Genomic DNA, 18,620 nt, shown 5'->3' with positions numbered 1-18,620 from the left:
CAGACGTAAAAAGCCGGGACATCCGCAGAACGGATCCCGGCTTTTTTCTGTTTTTACCCACGACACGCTCTAACGCCCGGCGCGAACGAGGTCCAGGCTTAAGAGATACGTCCCTGACGTCGTACCAGCGGCCCCATCGTAGCGCGACGCGACGACGATGTACATGTCATCACGCGGGAGCACAAAACGGTCTAGCTGCGCGTTCTGGTTCCCGGCGCTGTCGTCATCGAAGCCTAGCTGTTTGCGCGCGCTGTCCTGAATAGTCAACAACGCGTCCAGGTCGCCGGATGTGCGCTCCATCGTGACCGTAATAATATCGCCTTCCTGTCCGAAGAACACGTACTCTTCGGACAGATGATCGGGATCGATCTGGCCGGTCGCGGAGCCGCCATAGGGCAGTTCCAGTGCGCGTCCGCCGATAACACCCAGCCGCCCTTCCAGCGTCAGCGTATAGCTGCCGGTCGTTTGACCCGCTTCTTCGCCCGCCCGGGTCGCAAAAATGTAGTACCTCCCGGCATCCGGCAGTGTATAAGCCAGAATCTGTGCCAGCCCGCGCGTGCCGCTGTTATCGTTCGTTGCCAGCTCCTCAAGGTTAGCATCCAGAAGCCGCACAAACGGATCGAGGTTTCCTTCGTCCGTCTCCTGGCTGATGGTCACGACATCGCCGCGCTTGGCATCGAACCAGTAGTAGCGGCCCACGACCGTCTCGTCAATCGTGCCCTGGGCCACCTGCCCATAATCGATCAGCCGCGCGCGCTCGGCAGTGTCTCCCAGCGACTCAGGCGCAGCTTGCGTCACTGACAGGATATAACTGCCTTCCGTGTTGCCCGCTTCACGCCCGAAGCGCGTTGCAACGAGCACGTATATGCCATTTTCCAGAACGGTATAACTGCGGATCGCGGCGTCGAGCGTCCCCTGCGCCAGTGGATCGTCGTCGTTCGAGGCGATGATACGCCCATTCGATGTGGCGAGATCCAGGTGTGGATCGAGGTCGCCGGACGTGCGCCGCATAGATAGGTCAAGCACCTGACCCCGTTCGACGCGCAAAAAGTAGAATGCCACCGGACTCTGTGCACTGATTCTGCCAAGCGTCGTTTGCCCCAACGTCAGCGACGTTCCGCTGCTCGTTTGCACTTCGGCGTGCGTCAGCAGCAGCGAATACGTGCCGCTCGTGCTGCCATGCGACTGCCCAAACCGCGTCACGACGACAAAATACAGATCCTGAGCGGGCGCGCGCCATCCGGCAATGCGGGCGTCCGTGCCGCTCCCGCTGTCATCGCTAGACGCCAGCACCCCACCGGCAGCGTCCATCAGCAGCAGGTACGGATCGAGGTCACCTGAGACGCGGGTCATGTCCAACGTAATCTGATCGCCAGCATTCGCGCGGAACGTATACACCCGCCGGAACGTGTCTTCACCCAGCACCCCGCTCACAGGTTCGCCAAAGGGCAACGTTCCGTCCTGCTGAAGTCCGCTCGCGCGAATCGTGCCGAAAACTGGCAGGCACAAACAGAGCGCCAGCCAGACGGCCAGCGCTTGTCGCCCAAATCGCTTAATCCACTTTATCCCAACCACCGGGAATCCTCGCCTTGTCACTGGCCTCACTGCTTCGTCAACGTGATGCTAAACGTTCCGGTCGTGTGCTCGCTCTCCATCCCGTAGCGCGTCACTGCGATCAGATACTTGCCGTCTGCGGGCAGCGTCACATCGCTCAACAGGGCTTCATATGTGCCCCCCAGTGGACTATCGTCGTTATGCGTCAGCTCGACCCAACCCGCGTCCGTGGATTGGTACAGGAACATGACCGAATCCAGGTTTCCGCTCAGGTTTTCAAGCGTCACGGTCACAATGTCGTTCGCCGCGCCGTCGAACACATAAAACAGCAGATACTGATCATCGTTGATTTCGCTAACCGTGTTGTCGCCGTAAGCCAGTGGCACGACATCCCCGGTCTGCGAGGCCCCAGCGCTGGCGATGTCTTCCGCCACGCCCATCTCAAGCGTAAGCTGGTAATCGCCCGACGTGGGCTCGGCATCCGGCCCCACGTAGCGCGACGCGATGATCGTGTATGTCCCATCCGCGGGCAGTTTGGTGTTGATCCGCGAGTCGCGGATGACGCCGGGATCGATGTCATCATTGGCGTCGATCACGTTTCCGGCTGCGTCCTGAAGCTCCAGGTAACAGTCCAGCGCCGACTCTTCCCCGGCCCGCATGGTGATGCGCACGGGATCATTGGCCGAGCCGCTGAAGGTATACACCTGACTCACCGTCTCGTCATCGATCGCGCCCGACACCGTCTGGCCGTAGCTTAACACGTTCGAGCCTGTGTCAGTGGCCGTATCCGTACCGGTCGGAGCTTCTGGCACAACCTCGCCCGTGGATTGTGTCAGCGCGATGATATAACCACCGCCGGGCTGTTCCACAGGGCCGAAACGCGGCGCGAGAATGACCAGATACTCGCCATCTTCCAGCAAAGAGACGCCGGTGAGCGCGCCGGTTCCGCTCGACAACACCTCGTCCAGATCGGCATCCGCCAGAATGATGATCGAGTCCAGGTCCTCATCCGTCGTCACCGCGAGGTCCACTAACGAGCCGCCTTCTCCGACGAACGAGTAGAGCGCGGTCACCCCGTTGAACGTTGACTGGATCGGCGTGTTCGGCTCCAGATTAGCGGTCGCCAGCGCATCGAGCGTCGTCACTTCTACTGGGATTTCAGGCTGTGTCGCATCCGGTTCATCTTCTTCCGGGACATCGACACTACCGCTGCTCAACGTCAGCGTGTACGGTCCTTCGGACGTGCCGTCAGCCTGATCGAAACGCGTGGCAACGATCGCGTAGTAGCCTGTGCGCGGCAGCGTGAACACGAGATGTGAGTTCCGGTTTTCGCCCTCGACAATATCATCGTGTTCGGCCAGTGGAATTCGCGCGTCATCCAGCAGGACCACCATCGGATCGAGGCCATTCGGATCGTCGGGATTTCCACTTTCCATATCCACCGTGATCATATCACCCTGATCGCCGAGGAACACGTACACATCCATATACGTGGTGTTGTCCAGCTCGCCCTCGACGGTCTCGCCCATGCCGATTTGCGGCAGGTCTACATAATCCGATGGCAGCACCGGGGCAGACGCCTCCGTGGGCGGTGGCGCAGAAACGCGATCCGAAGTCAACACCAGATCGTAACTGCCGGAAGTTGTGCCGCTCTCCTGCCCCACACGCGTCGCCACGACAACATAATCGCCGTCGGCAGGCAGGGGATAAGTTACCTGTGCGTCGCCGTTCTGGCCGCCGCTGTCGTTATCTTCGTTGAGGACATCGCCTTCGCCGTTCAGCAGATACAGGTAGCTGTTGAGGTCACCGCCCGTGCGCGACATCGTAACCGTCACGGTTTCGCCCGCGCTGCCCTGGAAGCGGTACGCCGCCGCCGGGACCGCCGCATCAATGTTGCCCTCCTGCGGCTGGTTGTAGTCGATCATTTGCGCGTCGCGCCCCAGGGCAAAAAGCCCGGTCAGGTTGAACGTGAAGCCATACGTGCCGCCCGCGCTGCGCGTATCGGGCAGCGACACCGCCAGGAAATACAGATCATCCGCGGACAGCGTCGCCGCCATACCACTGGCTAACGGCCCGCGTTGAAGTTCGCTAAAGCTGCTGTTATACAGCACCAGCAAAGGCTGAAAGTCCGAGGATGTCGCTTCGGGCGTGATATCCAGCGTTCCATCGACGTGCCCCTCGAACCAGTACAGCCGGAAAGCGGTTTGGCGGTCGAGCGTATCGTGAATCGAGTCGCCCGAGCTTACTTCGATCAGGCGTGTGCTGTCGCCCTGTTCGGCGGGGAGATCGGCGGACGCATCCACAGGGGCTTCCTCGGTCACAGGATCGGCAGCTGGGCTTTCCGTCACCGCGCCCGCATCAGGAACTGCATCCGGCGTGGGGCTTGCTGCGATCTCCGGGCTACTTTGCCCGTTAGTGGACGCACTCAGGCTTAAGGTAAAGGTTCCCCCTGCCTCAGACACCACCCCGCCGCTGTGTGTTGCCTGGATCAAATAGCTTCCCACGCTGGGAATAACGAAGATCAGGCGGGCAGTCTCGCCGCCGCCGCTGTTGTCGTCCGTCGCCAGAAGATTCTGGTTGCTGTCATATAGAACCAGGAACGGATCGATCTCGCCGCCCGTTGCTTCCATGCTGACCGTCACCACATCGCCCAGCGCGCCGTCAAACGTATAAAACGCGCTGGGCGTCGTCGCAGCCAGCGCACCCTCAACGGTTTGCCCATAGACGAGCGGGGTGCCTTCCTGCCCCTGCCGGAACGGCGCGGCGAATACGGGACTTGCGGTCACGACCAGCAGCACCAGTACGACGATTCCACGGTAAAGGATTTTTTGAATCCGCATCAGCCCTATCTCCCTGCGGAAAGGACGCATCCACCTTCATTGTACGGTAGCCAGCAGTGTGTCGCAACATCATCCCGGCTTCTATTACGTGGTTTTCGGGCTTCACCAGCGCCCACGAAATAGGGTATAGTTGTCTCGATTCGCGCTCTCGATTTCGAACCAATGAAGGACAATTCACCTTGGTTTTGCCTACTACCATTGCTGTAGACGGACCGGCTGGCTCTGGTAAAAGTTCCATCTCGTTTGCCCTGGCACAGCGGCTCGGCTATTTATTTGTCGATACCGGCGCATTCTACCGCGCCATAACCCTGCTCGCGCTCGAACAGTCCATCAGCCTGGACGATCCGCTCCGGCTGACTGCCCTGGCGGAAAACGCGGATCTCGATCTGTCCGGTCCCTTGCTGGACGATGGTCGCCAGTATACAATCCTGGCCGGACAGCGGGATATCACGCCTCTGCTAAGCTCGACCGAAGTCGAAGCCTGTGTATCCGTCATTTCAGCGGTGGCCGGGGTGCGACAGGCGCTGCTCGACCTTCAGCGGTCGATCGGTGCGCGAGGCCGCGTGATCATGGCCGGGCGGGATATCGGCACGGTGGTGCTGCCAGACGCCGACCTCAAACTGTATCTGGACGCGTCCCTGGATCAGCGCGCGAGCCGCCGCTACCAACAGCGCCTTACCAGCGGCCAGGCCGCCAATCTGGACGAGATCCGTGCGGGACTCAATAACCGCGACACGATCGACAGCGGGCGCGATGTCGCTCCCCTGCTGCGCGCGCCGGATGCCATTTACCTGGATACGAGCGATTTGAGTCTGGACGAAGCGGTTGATGCCGCTTACCGGATTGTATGTGATTGGAACGGTGCGCACGACGCTGTTTAGATGCCGCGTGTTCTGCCCTGGATAGGTAGTCGCGCCGCCGTTTCGGTCCAACCGCAAGGAGTCATTCGGTGACTCTACTCTATCTGGTTGCCGCCTGGATCGCGGGCCTTGTTGCCGCATCCTCTGCTCACGCCTCGACCGGGCTGTGGCTTTTGCTAACGCTGTTGTGCTCCAGCCTTGCCCTGGTTGCGCGGAGCGACCGGCGCTGGCGGTTGGCATTCGTCTGCGGCATGTTTTTCGCGGCGGGCGCGGCGCGATCCAACCTCGCGCTGCGCGAACCGGGGCCCGATCATGTTGGGTACTATACCGGTTCCGGTTATGTGACACTCGCCGGCACGGTCACCCGTCCGCCCGATCCACGCGATACCTACACCGCGTTGCGCGTTGACGTCGATACACTGACATCGGGAAGCGAAACGCGCACGGTCGATGGCACGGTGCTGGTCCAGGCGCCGCGTTACGGCGAGTATCGCTATGGCGATCACGTGAGCGTGGGCGGAATGCTGCTGACGCCGCCGGAATTCGACGGCTTTTCCTACCGCGATTACCTCGCCCGCCAGGGCATCCGCGCGATGATTCAAAATGCCCAGGTCAGCGTGCTCGATCATGGCCACGGGCTTCCCTGGCTGTCGGTGCTCTACGACATCCGCGCCCGGGCGGGCCGCGCCATCGATCAGCAGCTTCCCAGTCCACAAGCACCCCTGTTGAGCGGCATCCTGCTCGGCGATGAAAGCAGCATTCCAGACGACGTGCAAACCGCGTTCCAGCGCACCGGAACAGCGCACATCGTCGCTATTTCCGGCTCTAACATCGTGATCGTGATCGGCGTGCTGATGGGGCTGCTTCAGCCCAGCTTGGGACGCCGTCGTGCTGCATGGATCACGTTGATTGGCGTCGCGGCCTATACCGTGTTCGTTGGAGCGGCGGCTTCGGTAGTGCGTGCTGCGGCAATGGGCGGTCTGGCGATCTTTGCCGCCCAAACAGGTCGCCGCGCGCACGGCTTGACCACGCTGGCGTTTGCCGCGTGGCTCATGACGCTGTGGAATCCCCAGGTGTTGTGGGATGTGGGTTTCCAGTTGAGCGTCGCCGCAACTGCCGGATTGGTCTTTTTCTCTCACGGGTTCGAGCGCGCGCTAGAAGCTGCACTGGCCCGGCTGTTCGCAGCAGATACCGCCCGGCAGATCACGCGCTGGCTCTCGGAACCCATCGCGGTGAGCCTTGCGGCTCAGGTTGCCACCCTGCCGTTGATTCTGCTCTATTTCGGGCAGCTTTCGCTTGTATCGCTCATTGCCAACGCGCTGATCGTGCCACTCCAGCCCTACGTCATGCTGGCCGGTGGTCTGGCGGCGATCGCAGGCTTGATTCTGCCGGTGCTCGGTCAGGCGTTCGCCTGGATCGCGTGGATTCCTCTCACCCTGACCATTGAGATCGTGCGCGGGCTGGCGGATCTGGACTGGGCGTCGTTTGCCGTCACAATAACGCCGAACGCGGCGTGGATCGTGACGGGGCTGCTCGCGGCGGCGGGATTGATCGGACTGCTGCACCCGGACGATCGCGCCGAGCTGTTTGCGCAGTTTCGCCAACGCGTCACGACCTACTCTGTCGCCGTTGCGGGCGCGATCCTGGCGGTGCTCATATGGACCGTGGCGCTGCAAATGCCGGATGGCAAATTGCACGTCTGGTATCTGGACGTGGGGCACGGCAACGCGATGCTGATCCAGACGCCGGAAGGCGCGAAAATCCTGGTCAACGGTGGTCCAAACCCGACCGAACTGCGCCGCGCCGTGGGGGATGTGCTCCCCTTCTGGGATCACACCCTTGATGTGCTGATCGTGACGGAGCCATCGCCCGCTGAAGTCAGCGCCCTGCCCTCCCTGCTCGATTCGTATACCGTCCACACTGTGGTCACCAATGGGCAGGATGGCGCGACGGACACCTATCAAGCGCTGATGCAGCGTTGGGAATCGCAGCAGGCACAGTCCGTTGCGGCGTCCGCCGGATATATCATTCGTACGGATGATGGTGTGCAGATCGAGGTATTGCACCCTGCTGCCATCCCGCAGGACGCAGGAATTTCCGGGGTTGCGCTGGCGCTGCGGCTCACATATGGGGACGCGTCATTCCTGATCGCGCCGGATCTCGATACTGAAGGGGTCGATGCACTGCTTGCCAGCAATCAATTCCTGGGCAGTACCGTCCTGACGCTCGCGGGACACGGCGACGACAACACAAATACACCGGAACTGCTGGCAAAAACATCGCCTCAGGCGGCGGTGGTCATGGTTGGCGCAGGACAGCGCAGCGGCTTGCCGGATGCGGGCGTGCTAGCAGATGTCGAAGCCCTCACCGGGCAGCCAGTTTACCGGACAGATCAGGACGGTACGGTGGAATTCGTCACGGATGGCGCGTCGTTGTCGATCTACACCTTGCGCTAGGACGTGATGCGCGCCTGCTCCATGAACCACTGCTGGCTGTTGATGGGCGTATCCTCGCCGGGCGCCAGCCGCTTGTAGGTGCCATCCGCCTGCAGTTCCCGCGATTTGACGTTGTCCGCTATCTGAATCGCCAGGATCTCATCGACCAGACGCGCTTTGAGCGCCGGATCTTCCACAGGGAAGATCGTCTCGACGCGGCGATCGAGATTGCGCGGCATGAGGTCGGCGCTGCCCATAAAGATTTCTGGCTCGCCTCCGTTTGCGAAGTAGTAGATGCGGCTGTGCTCCAAAAATCGCCCGACGATGCTGGTGACGCGCACGTTGTCGCTGATGTCTTTTAGTCCCGGTCTCAGGCAGCAGATACCGCGCACCAGCAGATCGACTTTCACCCCGGCCATTGATGCTTCATAGATCCGCCGGATCAGCTTGGGATCGACCAGCGCATTCATCTTCAGGATCATATGCCCGCCGCGATTTTCCTTTGCGTGCTGAATCTCGCGGCGAATCAGATAATCGAACTCATCGCGCAGATATTCCGGCGCGACCATAAGTTCATGATAGGCTGCCGCAGGAGCGTAACCCGTCAGGCGGTTGAAAACCTCGCTCGCGTCGACACCCAACTCTTCGCGGCTGCTCAGGAATCCCATATCGGTATAGATGCGCGCAGTTGTGGCGTTGTAATTCCCCGTGCTTAGGTGCACGTAGCGCCGCAGTCCATCGTCTTCGCGGCGCACTACAAGGGCGATCTTGCAGTGTGTCTTCAGCCCCACGAGGCCATAGACCACGTGGACGCCTTGCGCTTCCAGCTTTCGCGCCCACACGATGTTGTTTTCCTCGTCGAATCGCGCTTTAAGTTCTACCAGCACCGCAACCTGTTTGCCGTTTTCCTGGGCTTCCAACAGCGCGTTGACGATCGGCGAGTTGCTGCCCACGCGGTACAACGTGATCTTGATTGCCAGCACTTTGGGATCGTACGCAGCGCGGCGAATGAACTCCACCACCGGCATAAACGAATCGTACGGGTGGTGCAGCAGCACATCCTGGTTGCGCAGCAGCGAAAAAATGTCGTCGTTCTGGTTGAATACCGCTGGGCGTTGGGGTACGAACGGCACAAACTTAAGTTCAGGCGCGTCTACGTCCGCCAGCTCAAAGAGCTGGCTCATACCCAGCGGCCCCCATACTTGATAGATATCAGAACGCTCAATGTTCAGATAGCCCTTGAGCAGTTCCAGCACGTTTGCGGGCATGTCTGCTTCCACCTCAAGCCGCACGACCCGCCCAAAACGCCGCTGCCGCACACCTGCTTCGATCGTTTCCAGCAGGTCGGAGGCTTCGTCTTCTTCGATTTCCATATCCGCATTACGCGTCACACGGAAGGGGTAGCTGTCAAGCAGCGTCATGCCGGGGAACAGCCTGTGCAGGTTGGCGGCGATCACTTCTTCCAGAAAGACGAAGCGTTTGTTCTTTGGTTCCGGCTTGCCCTGATAGCGCTGCGAGATTTCGTGAATGGGGATCAGGCGCGGTAGTGCGGGAGGTACTTTTAATCGTGCAAAGCGTTCCTGCCCCTGTTCGTCCCGCAGTAAGACCGCCAGATTCAGGCTGAGGTTTGAGATATGCGGGAAAGGCCGTCCCGGGTCCACAGCAAGCGGCGTGAGCACCGGGAACACTTCACTGTCGAAGTAGTAGCCTAATGCCGTCTTGCGCTCGTCGGAGAGATCCGCATAGCGGTGAATGAAAATGTCGTGGGCTTCCAACTGCGGCAGCACATCTTCGTGAAAACAGCGATCCTGCGATTCGAGCATAGGCAGAAGCCGCCTGCGAATTGCCACAAGCTGCTGCGCAGGTGTCAGGCCATCGGCGGGCGTTTCGATCACGCCTGCGGCCACCTGTTCCCGCAAACCGGATACGCGAATCATGAAGAATTCGTCGAGATTATTGGCAAAGATCGCCAGGAATTTCACGCGCTCCAGCAAAGGCGCCTGGGTGTCTAGCGCTTCTTCGAGCACGCGATAATTGAACTCCAAGATGCTGAGTTCCCGGTTGATATAAAGGGATGGGTCGCGCAAATCAACCGTATCATTGACCTGGGGATCGATCTCGGAAAAAACTTCCTGCTTGTCTACCATGGACCTCTTACCTGCATGCTGACGACGGCACCGTTGTTTTGGAGTATAACACACACCATCCGGCTCTCGCACGGTGGTATTACGTCGGTTGCGCGCATAACTACTCAACTGTACAATCGCTGATACTCTGGTACATAGAGGGGTGGTACAAATACATGTCAACTCGACGCTTCCATGACGATATGGCGGACAAGCCAGCGTCAGGGACCTACGTTCCAAATCCCAACGCAGCCCCATCCGAACCCGAGCGCGGCGTTGATGATCCCAAGCGACGGGTAGTTCCGCGCGGGCGTTCAAATCGCAGCACAGCGCATATGCCTCGTACGCTGGCTCAAGTGATGAACGAAGCGAACGACATGGTTGTTCGCGGCGATCTCACCGAATATGTACCACTGCCAACTGGCTTCGATCCGCTCGATGGCATGATCGGCGGCGGACTGCGGAAAACGGAGCTTGTCCTGCTGGGGGGAGCACAGGGCATTGGCAAAACCATTGCGACGCTGCAAATTGCGCGTAATATTGCGATGCGTAGCGGCCAGTTTGCGTTTTATCTCTCGTACGAGCATACCGAAACACACCTGATGAACCGGCTCCTTTGCCTGGAAAGCATCAACCCGCCTGAGGTTGATCTCAAGCAGGGCATCCGGCTCAAGGATATGTACGACGTCATCATTGCCGAGCGCGCTAAGAGTACGCTTCGCGGCGCGTCGGACAGCGGCGGCTCACTGCAAACCATCCTACGCGAAAACTCAAAGACGGCGATGGCGCTGGCGCGCATGAACCGTTATGCCGACCGTCTGATCCTCGTCAAAGCCAGCCCTGCCGTGACAACCCTGCGCGCGATCCGCGAAATGACCAGCCGCCTGTGCGACGCGACCGGCGGCAATGTGAGCGTCTTCGTGGACTATTTGCAGAAGATTGCCATTCACCCGGAGCGCGCTACCGACGAAGGCGAAAAAGTTACGATCGTCGTCGAGGGGCTGAAGGATATGGCGCTGGCGCTTGGCGTGCCGGTCTGGGCCATTGTCGCAGCGGATCGAGAGGGATTAAAGGCCAATCGCCTGCACCTGTTCCATTTACGCGGCAGCTCCGCGCTCGACTATGAGTGCGACATTGCCATCGTCATGAATAACAAGTATCACATCCTTTCAAAAGAGCATGTCACGTTTAATCCCTATCAGGCGCGGCAGTTCCGTGACTGGGTAGTGTTTACGATTGAAAAGAATCGTGCCGGGCGCGCCATGCAAGATATGGAGTTCCAGCTTCACGCGCCGTATTTTGCCTTTGACCCGCGCGGCCAAAAGGTCCAGCAGCAGCTCATCGACGACAAAATCATCGAATCCTAAGCGCTGGCATTATCCCCAAAGAAAAGAGCGCCGGGCAACCCGGCGCTTTTTTGTACATGCATACAGATATCGACTCAACGCGCAACGATCACAGCGTTATCGTAGTTGGCCTGCGCGATGCCCCCCCGGTTATTCATGACGAACAACCCATAGTCACCATCACCAAAGGCCGTGTCCTGCGTTTGGGCGACTAGTGCACCGTTTACTTCCAACCACAAGGTGCTGCCCACGCACCCTGCGCGCAGGTGATTCATGCTCTGTGGCGGTTGGATGCCGGGTACCGGGATCGCACCGGTTAGGGAAGCGGACTGGTTGGCAGTCATCCGCCCGATTTGTGCTTGCCCGAGGTTATCGATCACGAGGTAGTAATAGTTTTCGCCTTCGGTGCGGCGACAGATGAAGCCATAAGCGACTTCGCCACCGCCCTGGCTGAGACGCACATCTGCTTCCATAACGACATCGCGCGGCGGTGTATCCCCGGTTTTTGGACCCAGGGTGTATCCCCAGAGCAGCCCCTCGGACGACTGCACGCTCAGGTAATACTCGCCATTTTCGTAACCCCGTGCGACGGTTTCGTCGCTGCCTGAAATCCAGTTCGTTCCTGGCGTATCGAAGTTGCTTTCAACCTTGAAGCCGCCGGGCTGGCTGAAATCGGGCGTAGCGGGCAGATTGCTGGTTCCCGCACTCCCAGCCGTAACAACCGGAGCAGCGCCCTGCCCGTTGGGTACAGGCGAAAGCACAAAAGCAGTCGGCGTTGGAACTGCCGTGTTCATGGAAGATGATCCCGGCGCGGATTGTGTTGGCGTCGCCTGCAAGCGTGCCGTACTGGTTGCGCCGAAAGTGTCAAGCGCGCTGGCCGTCGTGTCAACGACCGGCGCGGTCCCTGAGATCCCTTCAACTTCCGGTGCTTGTTCCGTGTCGTCGCGCGTCAGGTTGCACCCGGCGGCGGCGATCAACAACATCGCGCCGGTTAGCGCCACAACCAGCCGCGCCGTTTTAGGCATTTTCATCGCTTCCTCCTCAGTACTTGTCGCTGCACATGAAAAATGCCGCTCAACTGCCGAGCGGCATCCTGATTGCTTTGAACGGTACAGTCACCCTACTGGGCGTTTTCGCGCAGGTGAATGTAGTTCAGTTGAGACAATGTACGAACCTGCTGCTCGGCGTGATAACTGCTGCGCACCAGCGGCCCGCTTTCGATCCACTTGAAGCCCATATCCAACCCCAACCGGTTCAGGTCCGCGAATTCATCGGGCGTATAGTAGCGGTCGATGGGCATGTGCTTTTTGCTCGGTTGGAGGTACTGTCCGACGGTGAGGATATCGACGCCCCAGTTGGCGAGATCCTGCATGGTTTCAACCACTTCATCGAACGTCTCACCCAAACCGACCATAATGCCGCTCTTAGTCAGCACCAGTGGATCGAGTTCTTTCGCGTTGCGCAGGGTTGCTTCCGCCCACTCGTAGTGATCCTGGGGCTGCACGCTACGGAACATACGCCGCACCGTCTCGACGTTATGGTTCAAAATTTCAGGCTGCGCGTCCATGACGATCTTCAGCGCGTCCCGGTTGCCCTTGAAGTCCGGGATCAAAACCTCAATGCTGCACCCCGGTTGAAGCTGCCGGATGCGCCGGATCACCATCGCAAAGATCGGGGCGCCGCCGTCTTTACGCTCGTCACGGTTCACGCTGGTGATTACAACGTGGCGCAGATTCATGGCCTGCACGGATTGCGCAATTCTATTCGGTTCCTGCCAGTCTAGCGGTGAGGGTCGCCCGGTCTTAATGTCACAGAACCGGCACGAACGCGTGCAGGTGTCGCCCATCATCAGGAACGTTGCGGTTCCGCTGCCCCAGCATTCACCCAGGTTCGGGCACATCGCCTCTTCGCAGACCGTGTGAAGCTGTTTGCTGCGCATCAGGTCGCGCACCATCTGATAGGTTTCGCCGCTGGGTGCGCGCACCTTAATCCACTCAGGGCGGCGTCTAGGCCGCGTGGGATCTGGCGACTGCTCTGGAGTCTGGATGTCGTTGAGGCTGATCAGGTCAGTCACTGTTTTGCTCCATCAGTTTAATCACTTTTCGTTTCACGATTATAACCCGCTTAATCCGGGCTCGCCTATTGAGTTCGTGTGTTTAGCTGTAATCGAATCCGAAGGCTTTTTCGATAGAGACGACAAAAATCGTCATGTTTTCGGGTGCGGTTTCGGAGGGCTCATCGCCGCCGGGGTATTTTCGTTTGATCCGGTGGGAAAAATCCCCCCAGCCTTCGCGTGTGATGTTGGTAACCTTTCCTCGGATTTCGACATATCGCACGTGGTTGTCCTCTTTGAGGATGCACAGCGATACGTTGGGGTTATGTTGGATGTTGTGGTATTTGATGCTGTTGAGTGAAGCTGAGAACACGATTGTTTGCTCGTTAGCCAAAAACCAGATTGGCGTAGTAACTGGAATTTCGTTGGGAGTGATAGTAGCGATAACTGCGAAAGTATTTTGTGAATCATCGCTGAAAAGGTCTTCGTAGCCGGATGGGATAGCGCTCATGGTTTTGTTTCTTTCTGGGTTAATGACTACGCGAACTCAATAGAGCACTTTACGCGGTCGATATTGGATCGCTTCGGCCAGGTGGACGACCTGAATCGTGTCTGCCCCGGCGAGATCCGCAATCGTGCGGCTTAGCTTCAGAATGCGGTGGTAGGCACGCGCACTGAGCTGCATCTGGCGCAGGGTCGTGTTGAGGAGCTGCTGCCCGGCAGCATCCGGTTGGCAGTAGCGCCGGATCTCGCTTGGTCCCATGTCCGCATTCGCCTGCAAGCGCGGCTCATCCCTGAACCGCATCCGCTGGCGATCGCGCGCGATCTCGATTCGCTCACGCACCGTCGCTGAAGACTCGCCCCGCCGGTCATCCGTGAGCTTATCGTAGTCCACACGGGGCACATCGATGTGAATATCGATTCGATCGAGCAGCGGGCCAGACAGCCGCTGCTGGTAACGGCGCACCGCCGCAGGCGAGCACGTACATTCCCGCACCGGATCACCGTAAAAGCCGCACGGGCAGGGATTCATAGCCCCCACCATCATGAAATTGGCCGGGAACGTCAGCGTGACCTTGGCGCGGCTGATCGTAACCCGCTTATCCTCGATCGGCTGGCGCAGCACTTCCAACGTATGCTGTCCAAACTCAGGCAGTTCATCGAGAAATAAAACGCCTCTGTGAGCGAGACTCACCTCACCCGGTCGCGGCCACGATCCGCCGCCAACCAATCCGGCCTCACTGATGGTATGGTGCGGCGAGCGGTAAGGTCGCACGCGAATCAGCGGCTTGTCGTGCGGCAGCAGGTCTGCGACGGAATAGATCCGCGTCACCTCCAATGCTTCTTCGAGGGACATGGTGGGCAAAATCGCAGGCAGCGCGCGAGCCAGCAGTGTCTTCCCTACCCCAGGCGGGCCCACCAGCAACACGTTGTGACTGCCTGCCGCAGAGACTTCCAGCGCACGTTTGACGTGTTCCTGTCCCTTGATGTCCGCGAAGTCAGTCAAGCCGTCGAGATCGGTCGGCACGCTGGTATCGACGGGCGCACGCACGTAAGAGGGGATAGGCTGCAAGTCGTAAAGATGCTCGATCAGGCTGCCCAGCGATGGAATCGGGATGATGTCGATGTCCGGCACGAGCGCGGCTTGGGGCGCATCTTCGGCAGGCACATAGACGCATTCATACCCTTCCTGCCACGCACGATGGACCACCGGCAGGATACCGCTGACGTGGCGTACACTGCCATCCAGAGAGAGTTCACCGACGAAGATTGCGCCTGCCAGCTTTTCGAGAGGGGCCTGATCGGTTGCGGCCAGGACGCCGATCGCCATCGGCAGATCGTACGCCGGGCCTTCTTTACGCAGACTGGCCGGAGCCAGATTCACGGTGAAGCGCTTATTGGGGAACTGGAGTCCGCTGTTGCGGATCGCCGCCCGGACGCGCTCCCGGCTTTCCTGCACGGCAGCGTCCGGTAGCCCGACCACTGTAAAGGCTGGCATCGAGTGTGGGCTAAAATCCACCTCAACCTGAATGATCTCGCCGTCCAACCCAACGACCGCGCACGAATAGACTGTAGCAAGCATCTATTTCTCACCACCTACCGGAAGGATTGGGTAACTCAGCCCCACCCAACTACGCATATCCTAGCGTAGATGCCGAAAGTGGAAAAGGCGGCTGAAGGGCGTGCGGAAATCTGCGCCGCATTGCGCAGGCAGATCCTTTCCTGTAGGCTTCGGGCACAGTAACTGAGCGAGGATCCCCATGTCCGCTGAAGCTGAAACATTCACGCTTGAAACGAAACGCCTTGTGATTCGTCCGCTCATGTTCGACGATCTCCCTGCCGTCCAGGCGATCAAAGACGACGCATTCGGTGAAGAGTCGCTCGAACGACACCGTGAATGGCTGGACTGGAGCATCAAGAACTACACCGCGCTGTCGAGGCTTTACCAGCCGCCATATGGAGATCGCGCGGTCGTTTTGAAGTCCACTCAGGAGTTGATCGGGCTGGTTGGGCTGGTTCCTGCACTGGGGCCCTTCGACACCCTGCCGTTTTTCCGCGCCAGATCATCCGTTTCCCCGTCGGGTTTATTCACCACCGAGATGGGCCTGTTTTGGGCGCTTGGACCAGCCCACCGCGGCCAGGGTTACGCCACCGAAGCAGCACAGGCGCTTGTTACATATGCGTTCGAGCGCCTGTCGATGCTCCGCGTGGTCGCCACGACCGAGTACGACAACTACGCCTCTGCCGTCGTTATGCAGCGCCTCGGCATGTACGTCGAGCATAACCCGTCGCCAACGCCGGGATGGTTCCAGGTGATCGGCATTCTGGAAAACCCGGCGCTTCGTTACCCTTGAAACAAAGGGATGGGCTGTTCGCTCCTACGGCACTTCGACACGCAGCGACAGCACATCAGGATGCTTCAGGTACGCGCTGCGCGCCGGAGCCGCCGCCATGTAGCCATCTTCCGGCAGCGCGCTCCAAAAATCGGACGGCGTCGCAAGCTGGCCCTGCATCATGTCGAGATACGCATGCAGCCACGCCAGAAACGCGTCGTCCCCAATGGATTCGCGGACCTTGTCGAGCATCAGCGCGCCGCGCAGGTACACCGCGTTGATGTACTCCCGCACGGAATAGAAGTCGTAGACCTTCGAGTCGGCATATCCCCCCGGCCCGTAATCGTAGATGCGAGCCTGCCACCACCAATCGACCAGTTCGGGATAAGTATGCTCGAAGAAAAACAGTTCGCTGTAAGTGGCAAGCGATTCGTCCAGATAGGGATAATTGCCCTGGTCGTTCCCCACCAACGCATACCACCACTGGTGCGAAACCTCGTGCGCGGTGATGATCGTCAGCCAGTCGTTTGGCTCCCCGGTCCAGGTGCGGAACCACGCTTCGCTGACGAAGACCAGCCCGGTAAATTCCATTCCATCGGGAAAGTCGCCCTCCACCACAGTGATACGCTCGCGCGAATAGGGACTGTACAACTGGCTGTACACTTCAATGGCCTGCGCCGCTGTTTTCAGCGCATGCTGAGGCGCATCCAGTGACGAGCCGGGAACTTGGTAATAATATAGCTCGACCTTAATGCCGGATTCCGTCATTGTGCTGAGATATTGGAACTGATCGGAGAGTGACAGGGTGATCTCCCGCGCTTGAGCCAAATCGTAATGCCACGTCGCGGCCCCCGTTTGAGTCACTTCTCCCGGTGCAGCAATCTGGAGCCCCGAAGGCGCGTTCGTGACGGCAAAATCGAGGCTAAAATCCGCTGCCAGCAGCGCGTCCTGCTCGCCCACTGCGTAAGCCTCGGGCGTGATCCACCCTCGCCCTCCGTCATACCCGGCCAGCAGCGGCAGCCACAGCCCCAAATTCGCCTGCCGGGACGAATAAGCGCGATAGCCGGGCGATTGGGCATCGGAAGCCACAACGGGCAGCGCCACGGTGAATTCCAACGTCACCGCGACCCCGCAGTGCGCGTGCAGGCGCTCCGGCAGCGGGATGGTGAGCGTCGTGCCCTCCAACACCGAATGGTCGATCGGGCGACCGTCCGCGGTCCTGGCTCCCTTGAACGTGAACTGCCCCGCAACCCGGTTGGCATCCACGTTAAACACCAACTCTTGCAGCGTCTGGCCCGTCTCATTCAGGAACGTCACCTTTTGCTGTGCGGTCACGGCGCGACTGGACCAATCGAATGCCGCCGTGATGTCGTAACGCAGTGGTGAAGCGCTCTCCACCTGCGCGGGGCACGGAACCTTCGTCGTTACCGGCACAGCGGTGACCTCAGCCACCTGCGACGGCAGCGGCACGGGGCGCGGCGTATTGGTTGGCGGCACGGTCGCCTGGGTGCGCGGAACCGGCGAAATGATCGCCGTCTGCGACTCCGGCGCGCACGCTTGCAGTATCAACACAAGGAGGCCGATCGCTCCGGCTCCAACTAAAGCCTTGAGGCTGCGAGTCATAAATACCTCACCACTTGGACGACGCCAGAATAATACTCCACGCGCCCCGCCCCGCCAATGCCGCAGGCATCCGCCTGCCTGACGCGCCATTGACGCTGCCCCTTCCCTACTGGTATAATACCCACCCGGTATCCTGGCTGCTGCTGGGATGTCTTTGTTTGTTCACTCGCATGCCAATTTTCCCCGTGAGGACGCCTTTCAAGGCTGTTGCTCACGGCGGCAAAGCGAAGATTGGAGACACTGCAAGATGTATGCAATTATTCGCACGGGCGGTCGCCAATACCGCGCCGAACCCGGTCTGGTGATCGACGTTGAGCGGTTGCCCCAGGCCGAGGGCGAGGTCATCGACATTACGGATGTGCTGCTGGTCGCGTCGGACGCGGGTGACGTGCAGGTCGGTCAGCCGACCGTCGCCAACGCCGTCGTGAAAGCCACGGTGGTCAAGCAGGATCGCGCCCGTAAGGTCTTCGTGTGGAAGTACAAGCCGAAGCTGCGTTATCGCCGCCGTCGGGGCCATCGCCAGTACTTCACCCGGCTGCGCATTGACAGTATCGCGGGCGTATAGGCATCAGAGGATAGAGGGGTACTGAGACATGGCACATAAAAAAGGTGGCGGCTCGACTCGTAACGGGCGCGACAGCGCGGGTCAACGGCTAGGCGTCAAGCGCTTCGGCGGCGAATACGTCATTCCCGGCAACATCATCGTGCGCCAGCACGGCACGAAGTTCCACCCCGGCGAAAACGTTGGTATGGGTCGTGACTTCACCATTTTCGCCACGGTGGAAGGTTATGTGACCTTCGAGACGTTCCGTGGTGGCCGCAAACGTATTAGCGTCTATCCTGAACAACCGCAGACCGAAGCTCAGGATGCCGCACAGGCATAACGCCTGAATTAGTCGATCTCATCAGCCGCAGATAACCGCTACGCATCCCCCTCACCTGAGGGAAC

The 18,620-nt window shown here is 59.6% G+C and carries 14 protein-coding genes; 6 read left to right on the top strand and 8 right to left on the bottom strand.

The features are described from left to right. Window positions 1–69: 69 nt before the first annotated feature. Both V7116_RS00515 and V7116_RS00510 read right to left on the bottom strand, forming a co-directional pair. Window positions 70–1,452, bottom strand: coding sequence for a PPC domain-containing protein (locus tag V7116_RS00515; protein ID WP_324389294.1), 1,383 nt, complete (start codon window positions 1,450–1,452; stop codon window positions 70–72). A gap of 149 nt (window positions 1,453–1,601) precedes the next feature. Further along, window positions 1,602–4,394, bottom strand: a complete 2,793-nt coding sequence (locus V7116_RS00510) for a PPC domain-containing protein (RefSeq protein WP_324389292.1) — start codon at window positions 4,392–4,394, stop codon at window positions 1,602–1,604. Window positions 4,395–4,573: 179 nt separating this feature from the next. Between V7116_RS00510 and cmk the strand changes: the two genes are divergently transcribed. Both cmk and V7116_RS00500 read left to right on the top strand, forming a co-directional pair. Next, a complete protein-coding gene (gene cmk, locus V7116_RS00505) occupies window positions 4,574–5,275 on the top strand; it encodes a (d)CMP kinase (RefSeq protein ID WP_324389290.1) in 702 nt (233 codons plus the stop codon). A 68-nt stretch (window positions 5,276–5,343) separates the two neighbouring features. Then, window positions 5,344–7,710, top strand: a complete 2,367-nt coding sequence (locus V7116_RS00500; RefSeq protein ID WP_324389287.1) for a ComEC/Rec2 family competence protein — start codon at window positions 5,344–5,346, stop codon at window positions 7,708–7,710. Here V7116_RS00500 and ppk1 read toward each other — a convergent pair. Then, window positions 7,707–9,836: a polyphosphate kinase 1 gene (ppk1, locus tag V7116_RS00495; protein WP_324389285.1), complete on the bottom strand. Its 2,130-nt coding sequence runs from the start codon at window positions 9,834–9,836 to the stop codon at window positions 7,707–7,709. The genes V7116_RS00500 and ppk1 overlap by 4 nt on opposite strands. A 314-nt stretch (window positions 9,837–10,150) precedes the next feature. Here ppk1 and V7116_RS00490 point away from each other — a divergent pair, with 314 nt between their 5' ends. Then, on the top strand, window positions 10,151–11,182 hold the full coding sequence (locus V7116_RS00490) for a DnaB-like helicase C-terminal domain-containing protein (RefSeq protein WP_324389283.1): 1,032 nt from the start codon (window positions 10,151–10,153) through the stop codon (window positions 11,180–11,182). A gap of 74 nt (window positions 11,183–11,256) precedes the next feature. Here the strand turns inward: V7116_RS00490 and V7116_RS00485 are convergent, their stop codons facing one another. The 4 genes from V7116_RS00485 to V7116_RS00470 all read right to left on the bottom strand — a co-directional run bounded on the left by V7116_RS00485 (window position 11,257) and on the right by V7116_RS00470 (window position 15,297). Beyond that, window positions 11,257–12,192: a hypothetical protein gene (locus V7116_RS00485; RefSeq protein WP_324389281.1), complete on the bottom strand. Its 936-nt coding sequence runs from the start codon at window positions 12,190–12,192 to the stop codon at window positions 11,257–11,259. 89 nt (window positions 12,193–12,281) lie between these two features. Next, window positions 12,282–13,226: a lipoyl synthase gene (gene lipA / locus V7116_RS00480; RefSeq protein ID WP_324389528.1), complete on the bottom strand. Its 945-nt coding sequence runs from the start codon at window positions 13,224–13,226 to the stop codon at window positions 12,282–12,284. Window positions 13,227–13,317: 91 nt separating this feature from the next. Continuing rightward, window positions 13,318–13,725: a pyridoxamine 5'-phosphate oxidase family protein gene (locus tag V7116_RS00475; RefSeq protein ID WP_324389279.1), complete on the bottom strand. Its 408-nt coding sequence runs from the start codon at window positions 13,723–13,725 to the stop codon at window positions 13,318–13,320. A gap of 36 nt (window positions 13,726–13,761) precedes the next feature. After that, complete coding sequence (locus V7116_RS00470; RefSeq protein WP_324389277.1) at window positions 13,762–15,297, bottom strand: YifB family Mg chelatase-like AAA ATPase; 1,536 nt, start codon at window positions 15,295–15,297, stop codon at window positions 13,762–13,764. Between the two features lie 178 nt (window positions 15,298–15,475). Between V7116_RS00470 and V7116_RS00465 the strand changes: the two genes are divergently transcribed. Further along, window positions 15,476–16,069 (top strand): GNAT family N-acetyltransferase, encoded by a 594-nt coding sequence (locus V7116_RS00465; RefSeq protein WP_324389275.1) that lies wholly within the window; start codon window positions 15,476–15,478, stop codon window positions 16,067–16,069. A gap of 24 nt (window positions 16,070–16,093) precedes the next feature. On the opposite strand, the gene V7116_RS00460 is transcribed toward V7116_RS00465, so the two are convergent. After that, a complete protein-coding gene (locus tag V7116_RS00460; protein ID WP_324389273.1) occupies window positions 16,094–17,671 on the bottom strand; it encodes a M1 family aminopeptidase in 1,578 nt (525 codons plus the stop codon). A gap of 247 nt (window positions 17,672–17,918) precedes the next feature. On the opposite strand from V7116_RS00460, the gene rplU reads away from it, so the two are divergent. Together rplU and rpmA are read left to right on the top strand one after the other, a co-directional pair. Continuing rightward, window positions 17,919–18,236, top strand: coding sequence for a 50S ribosomal protein L21 (gene rplU / locus V7116_RS00455; protein ID WP_324389271.1), 318 nt, complete (start codon window positions 17,919–17,921; stop codon window positions 18,234–18,236). A 28-nt stretch (window positions 18,237–18,264) separates the two neighbouring features. Next, window positions 18,265–18,555: a 50S ribosomal protein L27 gene (gene rpmA, locus V7116_RS00450; RefSeq protein WP_324389269.1), complete on the top strand. Its 291-nt coding sequence runs from the start codon at window positions 18,265–18,267 to the stop codon at window positions 18,553–18,555. The last annotated feature ends 65 nt before the right edge of the window (window positions 18,556–18,620 follow it).

Source organism: Aggregatilinea sp. (genome assembly GCF_036822615.1).
In the GTDB taxonomy this organism is placed as follows: domain Bacteria; phylum Chloroflexota; class Anaerolineae; order Aggregatilineales; family Aggregatilineaceae; genus Aggregatilinea.
Note: the sequence above shows the minus strand (reverse complement) of the source record. Positions and strands in the feature narration are given on the sequence as shown.

What these genes read in the sequence shown, in the direction of transcription:
- V7116_RS00510 (WP_324389292.1), bottom strand. Translation starts at nt 4,394, where the DNA reads ATGCGGATTCAAAAAATCCTTTACCGTGGAATCGTCGTACTGGTGCTG.
- ppk1 (WP_324389285.1), bottom strand. Translation starts at nt 9,836, where the DNA reads ATGGTAGACAAGCAGGAAGTTTTTTCCGAGATCGATCCCCAGGTCAAT.
- V7116_RS00490 (WP_324389283.1), top strand. Translation starts at nt 10,151, where the DNA reads ATGCCTCGTACGCTGGCTCAAGTGATGAACGAAGCGAACGACATGGTT.
- V7116_RS00485 (WP_324389281.1), bottom strand. Translation starts at nt 12,192, where the DNA reads ATGAAAATGCCTAAAACGGCGCGGCTGGTTGTGGCGCTAACCGGCGCG.
- V7116_RS00475 (WP_324389279.1), bottom strand. Translation starts at nt 13,725, where the DNA reads ATGAGCGCTATCCCATCCGGCTACGAAGACCTTTTCAGCGATGATTCA.
- V7116_RS00470 (WP_324389277.1), bottom strand. Translation starts at nt 15,297, where the DNA reads ATGCTTGCTACAGTCTATTCGTGCGCGGTCGTTGGGTTGGACGGCGAG.
- V7116_RS00465 (WP_324389275.1), top strand. Translation starts at nt 15,476, where the DNA reads ATGTCCGCTGAAGCTGAAACATTCACGCTTGAAACGAAACGCCTTGTG.
- V7116_RS00460 (WP_324389273.1), bottom strand. Translation starts at nt 17,671, where the DNA reads ATGACTCGCAGCCTCAAGGCTTTAGTTGGAGCCGGAGCGATCGGCCTC.
- rplU (WP_324389271.1), top strand. Translation starts at nt 17,919, where the DNA reads ATGTATGCAATTATTCGCACGGGCGGTCGCCAATACCGCGCCGAACCC.
- rpmA (WP_324389269.1), top strand. Translation starts at nt 18,265, where the DNA reads ATGGCACATAAAAAAGGTGGCGGCTCGACTCGTAACGGGCGCGACAGC.